The organism is Streptomyces kaniharaensis, assembly GCF_009569385.1.
Lineage (GTDB): Bacteria > Actinomycetota > Actinomycetes > Streptomycetales > Streptomycetaceae > Kitasatospora > Kitasatospora kaniharaensis.
The window spans coordinates 104,409-119,646 of record NZ_WBOF01000001.1 but is presented as its reverse complement, the minus strand read 5'-3'; the positions used below and the strand labels follow the sequence as shown (position 1 = coordinate 119,646).

The 15,238-nt window shown below is 74.5% G+C and carries 16 protein-coding genes; 9 read left to right on the top strand and 7 right to left on the bottom strand.

Annotated elements, in window-relative coordinates:
* Positions 1–63 precede the first annotated feature (63 nt).
* The 8 genes from F7Q99_RS00480 to F7Q99_RS00445 all read left to right on the top strand — a co-directional run bounded on the left by F7Q99_RS00480 (position 64) and on the right by F7Q99_RS00445 (position 8,208).
* Positions 64–708 (top strand): AAA family ATPase, encoded by a 645-nt coding sequence (locus F7Q99_RS00480; RefSeq protein WP_230210117.1) that lies wholly within the window; start codon positions 64–66, stop codon positions 706–708.
* Positions 709–1,068: 360 nt separating this feature from the next.
* Positions 1,069–1,821, top strand: a complete 753-nt coding sequence (locus F7Q99_RS00475) for a thioesterase II family protein (RefSeq protein WP_153459561.1) — start codon at positions 1,069–1,071, stop codon at positions 1,819–1,821.
* Positions 1,822–1,905: 84 nt separating this feature from the next.
* Entirely contained in the window at positions 1,906–3,153 is a 1,248-nt protein-coding gene (locus tag F7Q99_RS00470; protein ID WP_153459560.1) for a styrene monooxygenase/indole monooxygenase family protein, read from the top strand.
* Between the two features lie 141 nt (positions 3,154–3,294).
* A complete protein-coding gene (locus tag F7Q99_RS00465) occupies positions 3,295–3,735 on the top strand; it encodes an archease (RefSeq protein ID WP_153459559.1) in 441 nt (146 codons plus the stop codon).
* Positions 3,736–3,756: 21 nt separating this feature from the next.
* On the top strand, positions 3,757–5,184 hold the full coding sequence (locus tag F7Q99_RS00460; protein WP_326846099.1) for an RtcB family protein: 1,428 nt from the start codon (positions 3,757–3,759) through the stop codon (positions 5,182–5,184).
* A 116-nt stretch (positions 5,185–5,300) separates the two neighbouring features.
* Entirely contained in the window at positions 5,301–6,218 is a 918-nt protein-coding gene (locus F7Q99_RS00455; protein WP_195910962.1) for an ABC transporter ATP-binding protein, read from the top strand.
* Positions 6,215–7,048 carry an ABC transporter permease subunit gene (locus F7Q99_RS00450; protein WP_153459557.1) on the top strand — a complete coding sequence of 278 codons (834 nt, stop codon included), beginning with the start codon at positions 6,215–6,217 and terminating at the stop codon, positions 7,046–7,048. Before F7Q99_RS00455 ends, F7Q99_RS00450 begins: the two co-directional genes overlap by 4 nt.
* Positions 7,049–7,158: 110 nt before the next feature.
* Complete coding sequence (locus F7Q99_RS00445; protein WP_153459556.1) at positions 7,159–8,208, top strand: TIGR03617 family F420-dependent LLM class oxidoreductase; 1,050 nt, start codon at positions 7,159–7,161, stop codon at positions 8,206–8,208.
* 48 nt (positions 8,209–8,256) lie between these two features.
* Here the strand turns inward: F7Q99_RS00445 and F7Q99_RS00440 are convergent, their stop codons facing one another.
* The 3 genes from F7Q99_RS00440 to F7Q99_RS00430 all read right to left on the bottom strand — a co-directional run bounded on the left by F7Q99_RS00440 (position 8,257) and on the right by F7Q99_RS00430 (position 10,612).
* Positions 8,257–8,889 carry a phosphatase PAP2 family protein gene (locus tag F7Q99_RS00440; protein ID WP_153459555.1) on the bottom strand — a complete coding sequence of 211 codons (633 nt, stop codon included), beginning with the start codon at positions 8,887–8,889 and terminating at the stop codon, positions 8,257–8,259.
* 74 nt (positions 8,890–8,963) lie between these two features.
* Entirely contained in the window at positions 8,964–9,845 is an 882-nt protein-coding gene (locus tag F7Q99_RS00435) for a class I SAM-dependent methyltransferase (RefSeq protein ID WP_153459554.1), read from the bottom strand.
* Between the two features lie 224 nt (positions 9,846–10,069).
* Positions 10,070–10,612, bottom strand: a complete 543-nt coding sequence (locus F7Q99_RS00430) for a PadR family transcriptional regulator (RefSeq protein ID WP_326846097.1) — start codon at positions 10,610–10,612, stop codon at positions 10,070–10,072.
* A gap of 160 nt (positions 10,613–10,772) precedes the next feature.
* Here F7Q99_RS00430 and F7Q99_RS00425 point away from each other — a divergent pair, with 160 nt between their 5' ends.
* On the top strand, positions 10,773–12,143 hold the full coding sequence (locus F7Q99_RS00425) for an MATE family efflux transporter (protein ID WP_153459553.1): 1,371 nt from the start codon (positions 10,773–10,775) through the stop codon (positions 12,141–12,143).
* A gap of 111 nt (positions 12,144–12,254) precedes the next feature.
* Here F7Q99_RS00425 and murJ read toward each other — a convergent pair whose 3' ends face one another.
* The 4 genes from murJ to nadC all read right to left on the bottom strand — a co-directional run bounded on the left by murJ (position 12,255) and on the right by nadC (position 15,204).
* Entirely contained in the window at positions 12,255–13,034 is a 780-nt protein-coding gene (gene murJ / locus F7Q99_RS00420; protein ID WP_153459552.1) for a murein biosynthesis integral membrane protein MurJ, read from the bottom strand.
* A gap of 23 nt (positions 13,035–13,057) precedes the next feature.
* The gene (locus F7Q99_RS00415; RefSeq protein WP_153459551.1) at positions 13,058–13,291 is read right to left on the bottom strand and encodes a hypothetical protein; all 234 of its coding nucleotides are present in this window, start codon (positions 13,289–13,291) and stop codon (positions 13,058–13,060) included.
* Positions 13,292–13,474: 183 nt separating this feature from the next.
* Positions 13,475–14,323 (bottom strand): PhzF family phenazine biosynthesis protein, encoded by an 849-nt coding sequence (locus F7Q99_RS00410; RefSeq protein ID WP_153459550.1) that lies wholly within the window; start codon positions 14,321–14,323, stop codon positions 13,475–13,477.
* A complete protein-coding gene (gene nadC / locus F7Q99_RS00405) occupies positions 14,311–15,204 on the bottom strand; it encodes a carboxylating nicotinate-nucleotide diphosphorylase (RefSeq protein ID WP_153459549.1) in 894 nt (297 codons plus the stop codon). The genes F7Q99_RS00410 and nadC overlap by 13 nt, the downstream gene beginning before the upstream one ends.
* Positions 15,205–15,238: the final 34 nt, after the last annotated feature.

The following is a 15,238-nucleotide window of genomic DNA, read 5'->3' as shown; positions in this document are numbered from 1 at the left end:
GGCACGCAGGCGGGGTTGCTATCGTTCCCGGTCGAGCACGAACGGGGGCGGATGAACAGCGCGATGAACAGCAGGACGGACAGAACCGAGACGGTGCCGCGCGGTGTCGTCGACCTGCGGGGCGCGGCCGGGCCGGCGTTCACCGTGCGGTATCCGGCAGGCGCGGTGGTGGTCGTCTCCGGCCTCCCCGGCGCCGGGAAGAGCACGCTGCTGCGCCGCTGGTCCGGACCGGGCGGTGGCGGCCTCGCCACGGTCGACCCGCGGACCGTGCACGAGGCCTGCGAAGCCGTCATGCCCGCGAGCCTGCCGTACGCGGTCTACCGGCCGTGGGCCCGCCTGGAGCACGGCCGCCTGCTGCGCACCTCCGTCCGGCACGGCGGCCCGCTGCTCGTGCACGACTGCGGCAGCCGTGCCTGGATGCGCCGCTGGCTCGCCCGCGAGGCCGCCCGGCAGGGCCGTGAGCTGCACCTGGTCCTGCTCGACGTCGGCTCCGCGGCGGCCCTGGACGGCCAACGCACCCGCGGCCGCCATGTCCCACCCCGTACCTTCGCCCGCCACCACCGCGGCCTGGTACGCCTGTTCGCCGCCCTCACCGGTCACCTGGAGGCGGGCGCTCCGATGCCGATACCGGAGGCGGCGTCCGTGCTGCTCCTCGACGCCACTTCGCGCTCCCGCGCGGAGGCGGTCCGCTTCGGGCCCGGGAGTTGAGGTCGCGGTCATCTCGTGCAGGGGTAGGCTCAAGGCCTTCGCGGGGAGGGAGCCGGGGATGCTCGGCCATGCGCAACGGGCCGTCCCACCAAGGGTGGTGGCCGCTGAACGAATCGCTGCCGCGTGCGGGTTCCGGCAGAGCTGTACCCCCGAGGTGGGTCGGGTGCTCGCGCTGGCGGCGGCTTCCAAACCCGGCGGGGTCGTCGCGGAGAGCGGTACCGGGGCGGGCGTGGGGGCGGCGTGGCTGTCGTTCTGGGCGTGAAACGGGAGCGCGCCGCCTGGTGACGACTGCGGGGGAGGCCCGGGCAGTGCTGGAAGACTGGGAGCGGCAGAGTCCGTTCCGGAGAGAGGTCACCCCGCATGCCCAGCAGTGCCGCCGTCGACAGCCCGTGGTTCCGACGCTTCCGCCCGGCCGACTCCGCGCCCGCCCGGATCGTCTTCTTCCCGCACGCGGGCGGCGCCGCGAGCTTCTTCGTCGACTACGCGACCGCGCTGTCCCCGTACGCCGACGTGCTCGCCGTCCAGTACCCGGGCCGGCAGAACCGCTTCGTCGAGCCGGCGGTCGACTCGGTGGAGGAACTCGCCGAGCAGGTGTACCGGGAGCTGCGGCCCTGGGCGGACCGCCCGCTGACCCTGTTCGGGCACAGCCTCGGCTCGGCGGTCTGCTTCGAGGTCGCCCGCCGCTTCGCCCGGGACGGCGTGGCCGGGCCGGAGCACCTGTTCGTCTCGGCCGGCCGGGCGCCATCCCGGCCCCGGGACACCGAGGTGCACCTGCTGTCCGACGACGGGCTGATCGCCGAGATCGGCCGGCTCGGCGGCACCGACGAACGCCTCCTTGCCGACCCGGAGCTGCGCGCCCTGATCCTCCCGGCGCTGCGGGCCGACTACACCGCCATCGAGACCTACCGTTGCGCGCCGGACGCGACCGTGCCGCAGCCGATCACCGCCCTGGTCGGGGACTCCGACGACCGGGCGACCGTCGACGACGCCTCCCCGTGGGCCGGGCACACGACTGGCGGCTTCGACCTGCGGGTGTTCCGCGGCGGGCACTTCTACCTGACCGAGCAGGCCCCGGCCGTGCTGGAGCTGCTCACCGCGCACCTGCGCGGCTGAGGCCGGGAAGCCCTGGTGACCGGCTCCGACCGCTCGGCTAGTGTGCCGAATTGACGTCACGTCAGTTTGCCGTTGGAGGGTGCCATGCGCCGGATCGCCGTCGTCGGAGCGGGCCAGGCCGGCCTGCAACTCGCCCTGGGGCTGGTGGCGGCCGGGTACGAGGTGACGCTGGTCGCCGAGCGCACGGCCGAGCAGGTCCGGGGCGGGCGGGTGCTGTCCACGCAGGCGATGTTCGGCCCGGCGCTGCGGATCGAGGCCGAAGCCGGACTCGATCTGTGGGCGGACGCGGCGCCGGCCGTCTCCTCGATACGCATGGTGGTCGCGGCGGCGCCCGCGGTGCGGGCGCTGGAGATCACCGCGATGCTGGACGAGCCCGCGCAGTCCGTGGACCAGCGGCTCAAGCTGGCGCGCTGGCTGGAGCTGCTGGCCGAGCACGGCGGCCGGGTCGAGTACCGCAGGCTGGGCCGTGCCGGGCTGCGTGAGCTGGCCGCTCGGCACGACCTGACGGTCGTCGCGGCCGGGCGCGGCGAGCTGGCCGGGATCTTCGAACGGGACCCGGCCCGCTCGCCGTTCGACCGGCCGCAGCGGGTGCTGTCCTGCCTGTACGCGCACGGCGTCGGCTCGCCCGATCCGGCCACCGAGCCGCGTGCCCGGATGCACGCCCTGCCCGGTCTCGGGGAGCTGTACCTCCAGCCCGCCCTGACGCTCTCCGGGCCGTGCTCGATCCTGCTGTGGGAGGCGCTGCCCGGCGGGCCGCTGGACCGCTTCGGCGACCGGCCCGGTACGGGCGCCCAACTGGCCAGGATCCGCGAGCTGTTGGGGGAGTACCTGCCCTGGGAGGCGGAGCTGTGGACGCAGGCCGAGCCGACCGACGCGGGCGCCGGCCTGTTCGGGGCGGTCACACCGACGGTGCGGCGGCCGGTGGCCCGGCTCGGCGGCGCCGACGACGTCCACGTGCTCGGCATCGGCGACGCGGTCGTGCTGAACGACCCGATCACCGGCCAGGGCGCCAACAGCGCGGCGTGGGCCGCGGACGCCTGCCTTAAGGCGATCACCGCCCACGGCGACGCCCCGTTCACGCCCGCCTGGATGGCGGCGACCGCCGAGCGCTTCTGGCAGCAACATGCCCGGCACACCGTCGAGTTCACGGCCGCGATGCTCACCGTGCCGGAGCACCTGCGGGGCGTCTTCGGCGCCGCGGCCCGGTACGAGGCGGTGGCCAGGCGGCTGGCCAACACGTACCCGGAGCCGAGCGACTACGCGAACTGGCTGGCGACGCCGGAGCTGACGGCCGCGTACCTGGCGTCGGTGGCCGGTCACGGCGGGCCGTGACCGGACGGCGGGCGGGCAGCCCGCACGGTCACACGCGGTGACCGCCCGCCCGGCCTTGCCCCGGCCGGGGCGCGGGGCGAGGCTGGAGGGGGACGGCAACGGGTGCGGGAGGCGTCGCTCGTGGACGGTCGGGAGCCCGCGATGCCGCCGCGTGCCGGCAGCGGCCACCAGACCGTGCCGCACACGGCGGACCTGCGGGTCGAGGCGTGGTCGCCGACGGCCGAGGGCTGCATCGGCGAGCTGGTCCGCGCCGTCGTCGACAGCTTCGCCGACGTCTCCGCGGCCCGCATCGTCGGCGAGCGCACCTGCACCGTCATCGCGTCGAGCGACGCCGACCTGCTCGCGGGCGTCCTGGAGGAGGTCATCTACCGGATGGACGCCGACGGCGAACTCCCGGCCGCCCTCGCCCTCGGCGCGATCCGGGACGCGGACGGCGCGCGGGCCCTGGAGATCCGTTTCCGGATGGCCGACACCGCCACCGCCACCCTGGTCGGAGCCGTGCCGAAGGCCGTCTCGCTGCACGACCTGGACCTGCGCGCCGGCCCCGGCGGCTGGACCGGCCGGGTGACCGTCGACGTCTGAACGCGGAGCGGGGTGAGCGCCGTGGAGATCGCACTGGCCGAGGAGAGCCGCTACCGCTGGCGGATCGAACCGCACGCACCCATGCGCGTACCCGGCGTGGTGTTCGCGACCCGGGAGCTGCTCCCGCAGGCCGCCGGGGACAAGGCGCTGGAGCAGGTGGCGAACGTCGCCACCCTGCCGGGGATCGTGCGCGCCTCCTACGCGATGCCCGACGTGCACTGGGGCTACGGCTTCCCGATCGGCGGGGTGGCCGCGACCGACGTCGACGGGGGCGGCGTCATCTCGCCGGGCGGGGTGGGCTTCGACATCTCCTGCGGGGTCCGGCTGCTGGCGGCGGGCGTGGCCCGGGACGAGCTCGACCCCGAGCGGATCCGGCGGGTGATGGACCTGCTCGACCGGACCGTCCCGCGCGGCCTCGGGCGCGGCGGCCTGTGGCGGCTGTCCGGCCCGGAGGAACTGGACGACCTGCTGATCGGCGGCGCCCGCTACGCGGTCGAGCACGGCCACGGCGTACCGCGCGACCTGGAGCGCTGCGAGGACCGCGGGGTACTGGACGGCGCGGCCCCGGGCGAGGTGAGCACCCGGGCCGTCGAACGCGGCCTCCAGCAGGTCGGCAGCCTCGGCTCGGCCAACCACTTCCTGGAGGTGCAGGCGGTCGACAAGGTGCACGACCCGGAGACGGCGGCGGCCTTCGGCCTGCGGCAGGGCCAGGTCTGCGTCATGATCCACTGCGGTTCGCGGGGCCTCGGCCACCAGATCTGCACCGACCACGTCCGCGCCATGGACCGCGAACTCCAGCGCTACCGGATCGACATCCCGGACCGTCAGCTCGCCTGCACCCCCGTCGACTCGCCGCGCGGCCGCGCCTACATCGGCGCGATGATCGCCGCGGCCAACTACGGCCGGGCCAACCGGCAGCTGCTCTCCGAGGCGGCCCGCCGTGCCTTCGCGACCGCGCTCGGTGTCGGGCTGGAGCTGGTCTACGACGTCTCGCACAACCTCGCCAAACTGGAGACGCACGAGATCGACGGCGTCGCCCGGCACCTGTGCGTCCACCGCAAGGGCGCCACCCGGGCCCTGCCGCCCGGCGACCCGAGCCTGCCCGCCGACCTCACCGAGGCCGGCCAGCCGGTGCTCGTCCCCGGCACGATGGGCACCGCCTCCTACGTGATGGTCGGCCTGCCCGGCAACGACGCCTTCCACTCGGCCTGCCACGGCGCCGGGCGGGTGTGGAGCCGGCACCAGGCGCTGCGGATGGTGCGCGGCGAACGGCTGCACAGCGAACTGGAGGCGCGCGGCATCGCCGTCCGGCCCGCCTCGTACCGGGCCCTGGCGGAGGAGACGCCGGACGCGTACAAGGACGTCGACGCGGTGGCCGCCGTCACCGAGGGCGCGGGCCTGGCCCGGCAGGTCGCCCGGCTGGTGCCGCTGGGCGTCTGCAAGGGGTGACCGGCAGGGCCCGGCCCCGGCGTGCTACTCGACACGCCCCGTGGGTGGCCGCTTTGATGTCCTTGGGCCGGTTCGGCCCGGTGGGGGAGAGCGGGAGCCGCCACGGGAGGTGGGCCATGCCCAGCAGCACACCGATGATCGAACTGCGCTCGCTTACCAAGCGGTACGGCGCCACCGTCGGCATCGACCGGCTGGACGTCACCGTCGCCGCCGGCGAGGTGTTCGGCCTGCTCGGGCCGAACGGCGCAGGCAAGACCACCACCCTGCGCTGCCTGGTCGGGCTGCTGCAGCCGAGCGAAGGGCAGGTGCGGGTGCTCGGCCTCGACCCGGTGGCCGACCACCGGCGGCTCGCCCCGAAATTCGGGTACCTGCCCGGCGAACTGCGGCTCTACCCCGAACTCACCGGCCAGCAGACGCTCGACCTGCTCGCCGCCCTCCAGGGCGCCCCGGTCCCGCGCCAGCGCGAACTCTGCGACCGGCTCGCCCTCACCCGCGCCGACCTCGCCCGGGCCGTCGGGGAGTACTCGCGGGGGATGAAGCAGAAGCTCGGGCTTGTCCAGTCGCTCCAGCACCGACCCGAGGTCGTGGTCCTCGACGAACCGACCGAGGGGCTCGACCCGCTCGTCCAGGAGACCTTCTTCGAACTGCTCGCCGAGGAGACCGCCGCCGGGCGGACCGTCCTGCTCTCCAGCCACGTCCTGCCCGAGGTGCAGCGGGCCTGCGGGCGGGTGGCGATCGTGCGGCAGGGGCGCCTGGTGACCGTCCGCTCGGTCGCCGAGCTGCGCGGGGCCCGGGCCCGGCGGGTGCGGCTCGTCCTCGCCGACGGGCGGGGCGCCCGGCCGCTCGGGGCCGCCGAGCGGTGGTCGCCGCGCTGGGACGGCCCCCGGGTGGAGCTGCTGGTGCCGCCGGACGAACTCGTCCCCGCCGTCCGCACGATGCTCGCCGAGCTGCCGGTGGCCGACCTGACCGTCGAGGAGGCGGGCCTCGACGAGGCGTTCCTCGACCTCTACCGCAACTCCGAGGAGCGGCCGTGATCGCGCCCACCGTCAGCCGCCGCCTGCCCCTGGTCTGGCTCGCCCTGCACCGGCGGCGCCGGATGCTGCTCGGGCTGCTGCTGGGCATCGTCGTCTTCGAGACCCTGATCGTGGTCATCACCAGCACCGTCCCGCCCGGGCAGCTGTTCGGCGCCCGCCGCACCCCGCCCGGCGCGTTCAAGGCCTTCAGCGGCTCCAACGGCGACGTCTCCATCGCCAGCTATCCCGGGCTGCTCGGCGCCGGGCTCACCCACCCGTTCTGGATCGCCCTCCAGCTGACCGTCATCGGCTCGCTCGGCGCCGCCGCCGTCGCGGCCGACGTCGAGTCCGGCACCATCGAGCTGCTGATGACCCGCCCGGTCTCGCGCCGCCGACTGCTCGCCGAACGGGCCGGCGCCCTGATGGCGGCATCGGTGCTGATGAACGCCGCGGCCACGCTGACGATCGCGCTCGGCGTGGCGCTCTCGTCGGAGCTGCGTGCCGCCGTGCCGGAGGGCGGGGTGTTCGCCGCCGGACTGCTGGGCTGCGCCCTGACGTTCAGCCTGGCCGGGCCGGTGCTGGCGGTCTCGGCGTTCACCCGGCGCCGCGCGTACGTGGTCGGCGCGGCGGTGACGCTCGGCGCGGTCGGCTTCGCGCTCAACTTCATCGCCCTGGCGTGGTCCCCGGTCGCGTCGCTGCGGTACGTCAGCCCGTTCCACTACTACACGCCCGGCGACGCGCTGGCCCACGGGGGCGTGCCGTGGGCGTCGTTGGGGGTCCTGGTGGCGGTGGGTGCGGTGGGGCTGCTGGTGGCGTTCCGGCTGCTGGAGCGGCGGGACCTGGCGATCTGAGCGGTGCGTCGGACCGGCTTCGGCCAGGTCGGGGGCGCGGCACGGCTCGGCGTGTGAGGGCATGGGAGGCTACCCGGGTACGACCGCAGCCTGTGACCCGGAGCCCCGCCATGGACCGTCCGCCCGCCACCTTCCGTCTCGACGCCACCGCCTCCGGCCACCCGGCGGGGATCCTCGACGCCGCCGCCCAGGCCGAGCGGCGCGGCATGGACCGGCTGACGGTCGCCGAGACCGCGTACGACCCGTTCCTCCAACTGGCCCGTGCGGCCGACCGGACCGAGTCGATCGAGCTGGCCACCGGGATCGCGGTCGCCTTCGCCCGCACCCCGATGACCCTCGCCTACCAGGCCTGGGGGCTGCACGCGGCCTCCGGCGGACGGGCCGTCATCGGGCTGGGATCGCAGGTCAAGCCGCACATCGAGAAGCGCTTCGGGATGCCCTGGGACCGGCCGGCCGCGCGGATGCGCGAGTACGTGCACGCCGTGCGGGCGATCTGGCACAGCTGGCAGACCGGCGAACGGCTGCGCTTCCGCGGCGAGTTCTACACGCACACGATGATGACGCCGGTCTTCTCGCCCGACCCGATCGCCGCCGGGGTGCCCCGGATCCTGCTGGCCGGGGTCGGGCCGCTGATGACCCGGACCGCGGGTGCCGTCGCCGATGGCTTCCTCAGCCACCCCTTCTCCTCGCCCGCCTACCTGGCCGAGCAGGTGCTGCCCGGCCTGGCCGAGGCCCGGGCGCAGGCCGAGGCCGACGGCGCTCCGTGGACGGCGCGGCCGTTCGAGATCGCGGGGAGCGTGCTCACCGCCGCCGGCCGGACGAAGGAGGAGCTGGCGGCCAACCGCGCCGGGGTGCGCGAGCGGCTGGCGTTCTACGCGTCCACGCCCGCCTACCGGCCGGTGCTGGCCCAGCACGGGTGGGAGGACCTCCAGGAGCGGCTGCACCCGCTGTCGGTGCGCGGGCGGTGGCAGGAGATGGCGGAGCTGATCGACGACGAGGTGTTCGACACCTTCGCGGTGGCGGGCTCCGTGGCGGACGTCGCACGGGAGATCCGCCGCCGGTACGCGGGCCTGGTCACCCGGCTGTCCGTGAGCCTGCCCGAGGACGCGGACCCGGCGCTGGGGCTGGACGTCCTGGAGGCGGTCCGCGCGCTGGACTGAGCCCTCACGCGCCGGACTGAGCCTTCAGAAGGTCAGCATGTCCGGAAGTCAGCGCAGCAGCGCGAACACCAGGGCAGAGACCCCGCCGAGCGCCGTCCCGGCGAGCACCTGGGCGCGGGTGTGTGCGCGCAGGGCCAGCCGCGACCAGCCGACCGCGACCGGAACCGCCGCCGCGAACGGCAGCAGCCCCGGGCCGAACGCCAGCGCCAGGATCATCGCGGCGCCCCCGGCGACCGCGTTGTGGATCGAGATCTGCCACCCCACCGTGACGGCCAGCGCGGAGAGCAGCCCGACCAGCATCGCGACCACCAGTGCCCGCACGTCCGCCGGGGCGCCCAGCCCGTACAGCAGGCCCAGCCCGGCGGCGACGGAGACCAGGCTGAGCGCCATCGGCAGCACGCGCTGGCGGCGGATCCGGATGTGCTTGTCGGTGAGCGCGCCGCGCCGTACCCCGAGGGCGATCACGCCGATCGGCAGCACGCCGCAGAACAGCGCCGCGAACAGGCCCCAGCCGGCGCCCGCCCACCCGCCGGTGCTGTGGGCTCCGACGACCAGGAGCAGGCCGATGACGAGGTTCGCCGGCGCCAGCACGTCGGTGACGAGGCGGGCGGCCCGCTGGCGCGGCGAGGCGACCGCGTAGGCCGGCGGCTCGGGCGGGACGAAGGTGCCGGTGCCGCTCATGCGGCGGTGGAGGGGTAGGCGGGCGCGGTCAGGACGGTTCGGCGTTGCACGCGGACGAGCGTACCCGCGGGGTCTCAGGCACCTTGCACCGGCCGGACGGCGCGGCGCTCCCGCAGCGTCCGGAGCACCCGCCGGGTGGCGCGGGTGGCGACCGGGGGAAGCAGCTCCAGCGCCAGCCGGCGGGGAGTGGACTGCTGGACCGGCGCCTTCACCTGGTAGTTGAGGCGCAGCACGCGTGTCCCGGCGATGGTGTCCTCGTCCACGGTGTAGCCGTCCGCGCGCCAGTCCCGGCCGAGCAGCACCTCCCGGGCGGCCGCGGCGTCGCCCCAGGTGCCGTAGAACTTCATCGGGGTGAGCAGCACCGGCCGGAGCCCGCCGGTGAAGACCGCCTCCCAGACCGCCGCGGAGACGCCCGGGGTGTGCTCGGAACGGTAGTCGTCGAGCGCGACGAGGCCGTGCTCGCCGAGCGCGGCCCGGGCGACGGCGATGTCCCCGGCGACGTGCTCGTACAGGTGCGAGGCGTCGACGTGGACGAACCGGCAGCTGCCGGCCGGGATCCGGCCGTCGGCCAGCACCGAGGTGGGGGCCTGCACGATCTCCGGCAACTCGGTGTGGAAGGCGAGGTAGTTCGCCTCGAACGCGCTGCGGGTGAGGGTCTTCCGGTAGGACATCGCCATCTCGGCGGCGTTGTCCGCGTCGCCCGCGTCGGAGTCGAACAGGTCGCAGACGGTCAGCCGCTCGCCGGGGCGGAGGTGGTCACCGAGCAGGACGGCGCTGCGGCCGAGGTAGCTGCCGAGTTCGAGGATGTCGCCGGTGACGCCGGCCGCGCTCTGGGCGCAGAGCAGGTGGGCGAAGGCCGCCCGGTCGAGCCGGAAGAACCAGCCGGGGATGTCGTCCCGGTTCAGCGGCGCGGGGTGGGCGGCTGCGGTTTCGATCGTGGGCACGGCGGCCTCCATCGGTGCGGGCGGGGCCCGGTGGTGGGGTCACGCCGCGGTGGTGCCGTGGACGTGAGGCCGATCATCATAACGACGGCAGGGGCCGGTTGGACCAGATGTCGGACGGCATAATTCCGCTGCATCGCTCTGCCGTTCGGCAGGGGGCGTGCGGTCCGTTCGCGAGGGCCCCCGGCTCGGCCCCACGCCCTACGACCCGGCTCGACACGCCCTACGATCTGATCCGCCTACGACCCGGCCGCGTCCGCCTCCAACTGCTCGATCGTCTCCGCCAGCCAGGCTCGCTCCGCCGCCCCGGAGGCCCGGGCGACCAGGAGCATGCCCCGGCGGAACGGGTTCGGCTCCCCCTCGGCGGAGACCGGCTGCCCGTCCCCGTCGTAGAAGAAGCTGCTGGGCGCCTCCAGGAAGGCCAGCCGCCGGCGGAGCACCGCGGCCTGCCGGGCCGGGTCGCCCAGGTGGTGGAGGAAGGCGGCGAGGGCGAAGAAGCGGATCTGGTCGGTGATCTCCGCCTGCTCCGGATCGGCCAGCCGGCGCCGGAGTTCGGCCCGCCCCTCGTCGGTGAGTTCCAGCATCTGCCGCGGCGCTGCGCCGCTGCCGGGCTCGGTCCGGCGCAGCAGCAGTCCGGCCTTCTCCAGCCGGGTGATGGCGGGGTAGAGCGCGCCGTCGCTGACCGGCCGGACGTGCCCGGTCAGGCCGGTGATCCGGGACTTGAGCTCGTAGCCGTGCAGCGGCCGGTCGTACAGGAATCCGAGGATCGCGAGCGTCAGCACGGTCGTAGCCCTTTCGTCGGAGTGCGCCCGGTGTGTGCGCCGCCATGCTACCTCTTGTCGATGCGCATCGATTAGTTGTATCTCTATTAGAGGTAGCTACCTGGCCGAGGCCGTCGAGGCCGTTGCGTGCCGCCCTGGGGCGGCGGAGTGGGGAGAGGGCATGCGGGGAGAGAACATGCGCGGACACCTGACACGACTGACCGCCCTGGCCGGACCGGTCTACGCCGAACTCCTGTCGGGCGTGATCGCCTCGGTCATCGGCACCTTCTGGGTGGCCGGCCTCGGCGGGGCGGCCGTCGCCGCCGTCACCCTCGCGGGCACCGTGGAGAACCTGCTGCTCGGCCTCGTCCTCGTGGTCGGATCCGGCACCAGTCTGCGGCTCTCCCGCGCCCTCGGCGCCGCCGACGACACCGACGCCGCCCGCACCACCCGCGCGGCATGGCGGCTCTGCGCACTGGGCACCCTCGCACTCGCCGTCCCCGGCTTCCTGCTGCGCGAACGGCTGGCGGGCGCCTTCCTGGACGGCCCGGCGGCCGGGCTCGCCGCCGGCTACCTCGCCGTCGCGTTCCCCGCGTTCGGCCTGTTCTTCGGCCAGCGCGTCGCCGACGAGCTGTTCAAGGGCGCGGGCGACACCCGCACCCCGATGCGGATCGCGCTGCTGTCCAACGCGCTGCTGCTCGCCCTCGACCCGCTGCTCGTCCTCGGCGCGGGCCCGCTGCCGGGCCTCGGCGTGACCGGCGCGGCGCTGGCGCTGACGGTCTCCCGGGCGATGGCGTTCGCGGTCACGCTCCGGCTCCGGCCGCGAACGTCTGCTCCGGCCGCGGGGGTTGGAGTAGCCATGGGCCGGATCGTCCGGGCCGGATCACCGTTCGGCCTCGACTTCACCGCCCGGATGGCCGCCGGGACGGCCCAACTCGCTCTGGTCGCCGGCTTCGGTGTGGCGGCCGTCGCCGGCTACGGGGTCGGCTACCGCGTGCTGCTCGTCGTCACCATGGCGTTCTACGCGCTGCGGCAGGCCGCCGCGATCGAGGCCGCCCGCCTCACCGGCGCGGGCGAGAGCGCCGCGCTGCGCTCGCTGGGCCGCGCCACCGGGCGGCTCGCGGCCGTCCTCGGCGCGGGTGCGGCGGTGCTGACCGCCGTGGTGGCGGTCCCGGTGAGCGCGTTGTTCACCGACGACCCGGCCGTCGCCGGGCAGTCCGCCGGCTTCCTGCGCATGGCGGCGCTCTACCTGCTCCCGTACGCGCTCGTCGTGGCCCTCGGCGGCGTGCACCAGGCGGCGGGTGCCGGACGGTCGCTGGTGGTCGCCGTCGCCGTCGGCCTGGGTGCCCAACTCGCCTCCGCGACCGCCCTGTCGGGCCCGCTCGGGGTGACCGGCGTGTGGGCCGGCCTGACCGTCGGCGCGGCCGTCCAGCTCGCACTGCTGCTGGCGCTCACCCGCCGCCGGCCGGTCCCGCTCGCCGAGCCGTGCGACAGCGGTCGGCACGAGTCTCACACCGGACGGGCGGCCCACCCCACCCCCGCCCGCAGCTGAACGCTCCGCCCGGGAAAGCCGGTTGGACGTCCACGGCCCTGCCGACGACGGCGGCGCCCCGGCTTCCCGCCCGAGCCGGTGGGAAACCGAACGGCGTTTCAGGGACCGTGCTCAGCGCACCCCGGGAACGGCGCGCAGTTCCCCGATCCTGAGGAGCCGGGCGAGGAGAACGAACAGCAGGGCCATGGTGAGACCTCCCGCCGCCAGCGAAAGGATCGGCGCCCGGAAGTGGGCCGCCAGGCCGTTGGTACAGCCGGCGGCGACGAGCCAGCCCGCCGCCCCCGCGAGTGCCGCCGCCGCGGTCAGCTTGCCGTAGGTGCGGCAGATTCGGCGCCCGTCCAGCAGTCCCTGGGTGCGGCGCCGCAGCCGGAGCACGGTCAGTATCAGGCCGATGCCGTAGGAGAGCGCGTATGCGGCGGCCATCCCGGTGACCGCCCAGCGCGGCGGGAGCAGCAGGTGGCAGGCGGTGGCGAGGGCGATGTTCGTGCCACTGATCCACAGGGACAGGTGGAACGGGGTGCGGGTGTCGTCGAAGGCGTAGAAGCCGCGCAGGAAGAGGTACTGGGCGGAGAAGGGAATCAGTCCGAGCCCGAAGGCCTGCAGCATGTGCCCCAGGGGGAGGACGGCGGCGACGTCGGTGGTGCCGTGGGCGAACAGGAGTCGGGCGATCCGGGGGCCGAAGGCGAGGAAGGCGAAGGCGGCCGGGACGATGACGACGCCGCTGACCCGAAGTGCTCGCGAGAGGTCGGCGCGCAGGTCGCTGATGCGCTGTTCGATGACCGCCCGACTCATGTGCGGCAGCAGGGCCGTGACCAGGGTGACGGTGACGATCGCCTGGGGCAGTGTCGTGACCCTGGTCGCCCTGGTCGAAGAGCAGCTACCGCACCTCAAGCGCGACGCGCTCGGTCACACGTTCATGAAGAGCCTCCGCCGCGGATCAGCCGCAGCGAAGGCCTCGCGCTCTTGGGCTCATGCTCAGCCTCCTGCTCGGCCACCAGGTCGGCCGCCACTCGGGCGCCCATCGCGCGCAGTTGGGCCTTGTACTCCTCGTCGGCCTCCTCGTCGCCCGGGTAGGCGGCCACGTAGCGGATCCCGTGCTCGTCCTCCCAGGCGTAGCTGCGGTACTGCGTCAGTGCCTCATCCGTCACGGGGAACCTCCGGTCCTCGCCTGCGGGGTGACCCTCCGTAGGCAACCAGCCTGCACCGGGACCACGGCCACGACGCAGGTGCCTCACGGACGGCACGGTACTGACTCCGGCGGTCCGCGCAAGCGGAAGCGTTGGATCAGCACCGGAAAGGAGGACCGATCGCGCTCCGGAGTTGCCGGCGGGTCAGCGCACGACTGTTCGGACGATCGTGGCTCGGCCGCCGACTCGGACGTGGTGTTCCGGGCGGCTGCGGTCGATGGTCGCGGTGATGGTGGACGGGTTGCCGAGGTGATCGCCCATGTCGACGGTGAGGCGGTCCGTACCGGATCGGGCCGCGTGCGCGGCCAGGCAGGCCGTGCTGTTGGCGTTGGCGATGTCCTCGGGGACGCCGATCGACGGGGCGAACATCCGGGCTTCCGCCCGGCCGTGCCGGTCGGGGACCGAGTAGACGTAGCAGCCCAGCAGGCCGAAGCGGTCGCTGGCTGAGCGCAGCAGGGCGAAGTCCGGAGCGAGGCGGCCCAGTTCGGCGCGTGACCGGACGGGAAGCAGAAGCCTCGGCCGTCCGTTCGACGCCACACAGGCCTCTCCGGCGACGGCGAGTCCGAGGCTTGCCGCGATCGCCTCCAGCTCGGGTGCCCGGGCGTCGCGCAGGCTCACCGGGCCCAGGCCGAACGACGCTGTCACGCCGCCGCCCCCGACTCGGGTGGCCCGGCCTTCGAAACGGCGGCTCGCCGTGTGCAGGACGGCGTGGTAGTCGGGGGCGCCGTCACGTTCGGCGAGCAGCGCCAAGGCGGCGACGGTGCCGTGGCCGCAGGCGGGCAGTTCGCCCTCGGCGGTGAAGAACCGGAGCGTGTGGGACGGACGGCCGTGCTCGATTCCGGTCGCGCGGATGAAGACGGCGTGCGAGGTTCCCAACTCCTCGGGAATGCGGGCTCGTTCGTCATCGCCGAACGGTGCGTCGTCGAGAACCGCGGTCGGACTGCCGCCCCTGCCGTCTCGCTGGCAGGCGTCGACGATCGCTACCTCGGGCATGGCACCGGGCCGGTCGTGAGCAGCATCGTCAGGTCCAGTGCGGGCGCGCTGTGCGTCAACGCGCCGACGGAGATGAGGTCGACGCCCGTCTCGGCGATGGCGTGGACGCCGTCCAGGCGGACGGTGCCCGAGGCCTCCAGCAGGATCCGGGAGGCGTCCGGGCGCTCGGCCCGGATCTTCACGACCTGCTCGATCTCGGCCACCGGCATGTTGTCGAGCATGATCCAGCGGGCCCCGGCATCGAGGGCTTCGACGGCCTGGCCGACGGTCTGCACCTCGACATCGATCTCCACGGTCCGCCCGGTGCGCGCCATCCCGCGGCGGACCGCCTCGATCGCCGCGGTGACCCCGCCTGCGGCGGCGATGTGGTTCTCCTTGAGCAGCACCATCGCCGACAGGTCGAGCCGGTGGTTGCGGCCGCCGCCGGCGGTCACCGCGTACTTGTCCAGGGCACGCAGGCCAGGTGCCGTCTTGCGGGTGTCCAGAACGCGTGCGCCCGTCCCGGCCACGGCCTGGACGAAGTGGTCGGTCAACGTGGCGATGCCGCACATGCGCTGCAGGAAGTTCAGCGCCGTGCGCTCCCCGGTGACCAGGCTGCGCGCCGAACCGGAGAGGCGCACGAGGACGTCGCCGTCGGCCACCCGGGCACCGTCGGCGACGGCGGCCACGACCTTGACCTCGGGGTCGACCTGGGCGAAGACCTCGGCGACGATGGGGAGTCCGGCGGCTGTCCCGCTCTGCCGGGAGCGGATCTCGGCCACGGCCGCCAGGCCTTCCGGAACGCTCCACGTGGTGGTGATGTCCTGCCCGGCCGCGTCCTCGGCCAGGGCGGCGGCAACGGCGTTCCGCGCCGCCTCCCAGGGGAACTCTGTCGTGGTCATCTGGTCTCCAGCTTGAAGTGATGGAGGTGAGGTG

Bases quoted from the DNA above. Each gene is read 5' to 3' on its own strand.
- F7Q99_RS00480 (WP_230210117.1), top strand. From the start codon at position 64: ATGAACAGCAGGACGGACAGAACCGAGACGGTGCCGCGCGGTGTCGTC.
- F7Q99_RS00475 (WP_153459561.1), top strand. From the start codon at position 1,069: ATGCCCAGCAGTGCCGCCGTCGACAGCCCGTGGTTCCGACGCTTCCGC.
- F7Q99_RS00470 (WP_153459560.1), top strand. From the start codon at position 1,906: ATGCGCCGGATCGCCGTCGTCGGAGCGGGCCAGGCCGGCCTGCAACTC.
- F7Q99_RS00465 (WP_153459559.1), top strand. From the start codon at position 3,295: ATGCCGCCGCGTGCCGGCAGCGGCCACCAGACCGTGCCGCACACGGCG.
- F7Q99_RS00455 (WP_195910962.1), top strand. From the start codon at position 5,301: ATGCCCAGCAGCACACCGATGATCGAACTGCGCTCGCTTACCAAGCGG.
- F7Q99_RS00445 (WP_153459556.1), top strand. From the start codon at position 7,159: ATGGACCGTCCGCCCGCCACCTTCCGTCTCGACGCCACCGCCTCCGGC.
- F7Q99_RS00440 (WP_153459555.1), bottom strand. From the start codon at position 8,889: ATGAGCGGCACCGGCACCTTCGTCCCGCCCGAGCCGCCGGCCTACGCG.
- F7Q99_RS00435 (WP_153459554.1), bottom strand. From the start codon at position 9,845: ATGGAGGCCGCCGTGCCCACGATCGAAACCGCAGCCGCCCACCCCGCG.
- F7Q99_RS00425 (WP_153459553.1), top strand. From the start codon at position 10,773: ATGCGGGGAGAGAACATGCGCGGACACCTGACACGACTGACCGCCCTG.
- F7Q99_RS00410 (WP_153459550.1), bottom strand. From the start codon at position 14,323: ATGCCCGAGGTAGCGATCGTCGACGCCTGCCAGCGAGACGGCAGGGGC.
- nadC (WP_153459549.1), bottom strand. From the start codon at position 15,204: ATGACCACGACAGAGTTCCCCTGGGAGGCGGCGCGGAACGCCGTTGCC.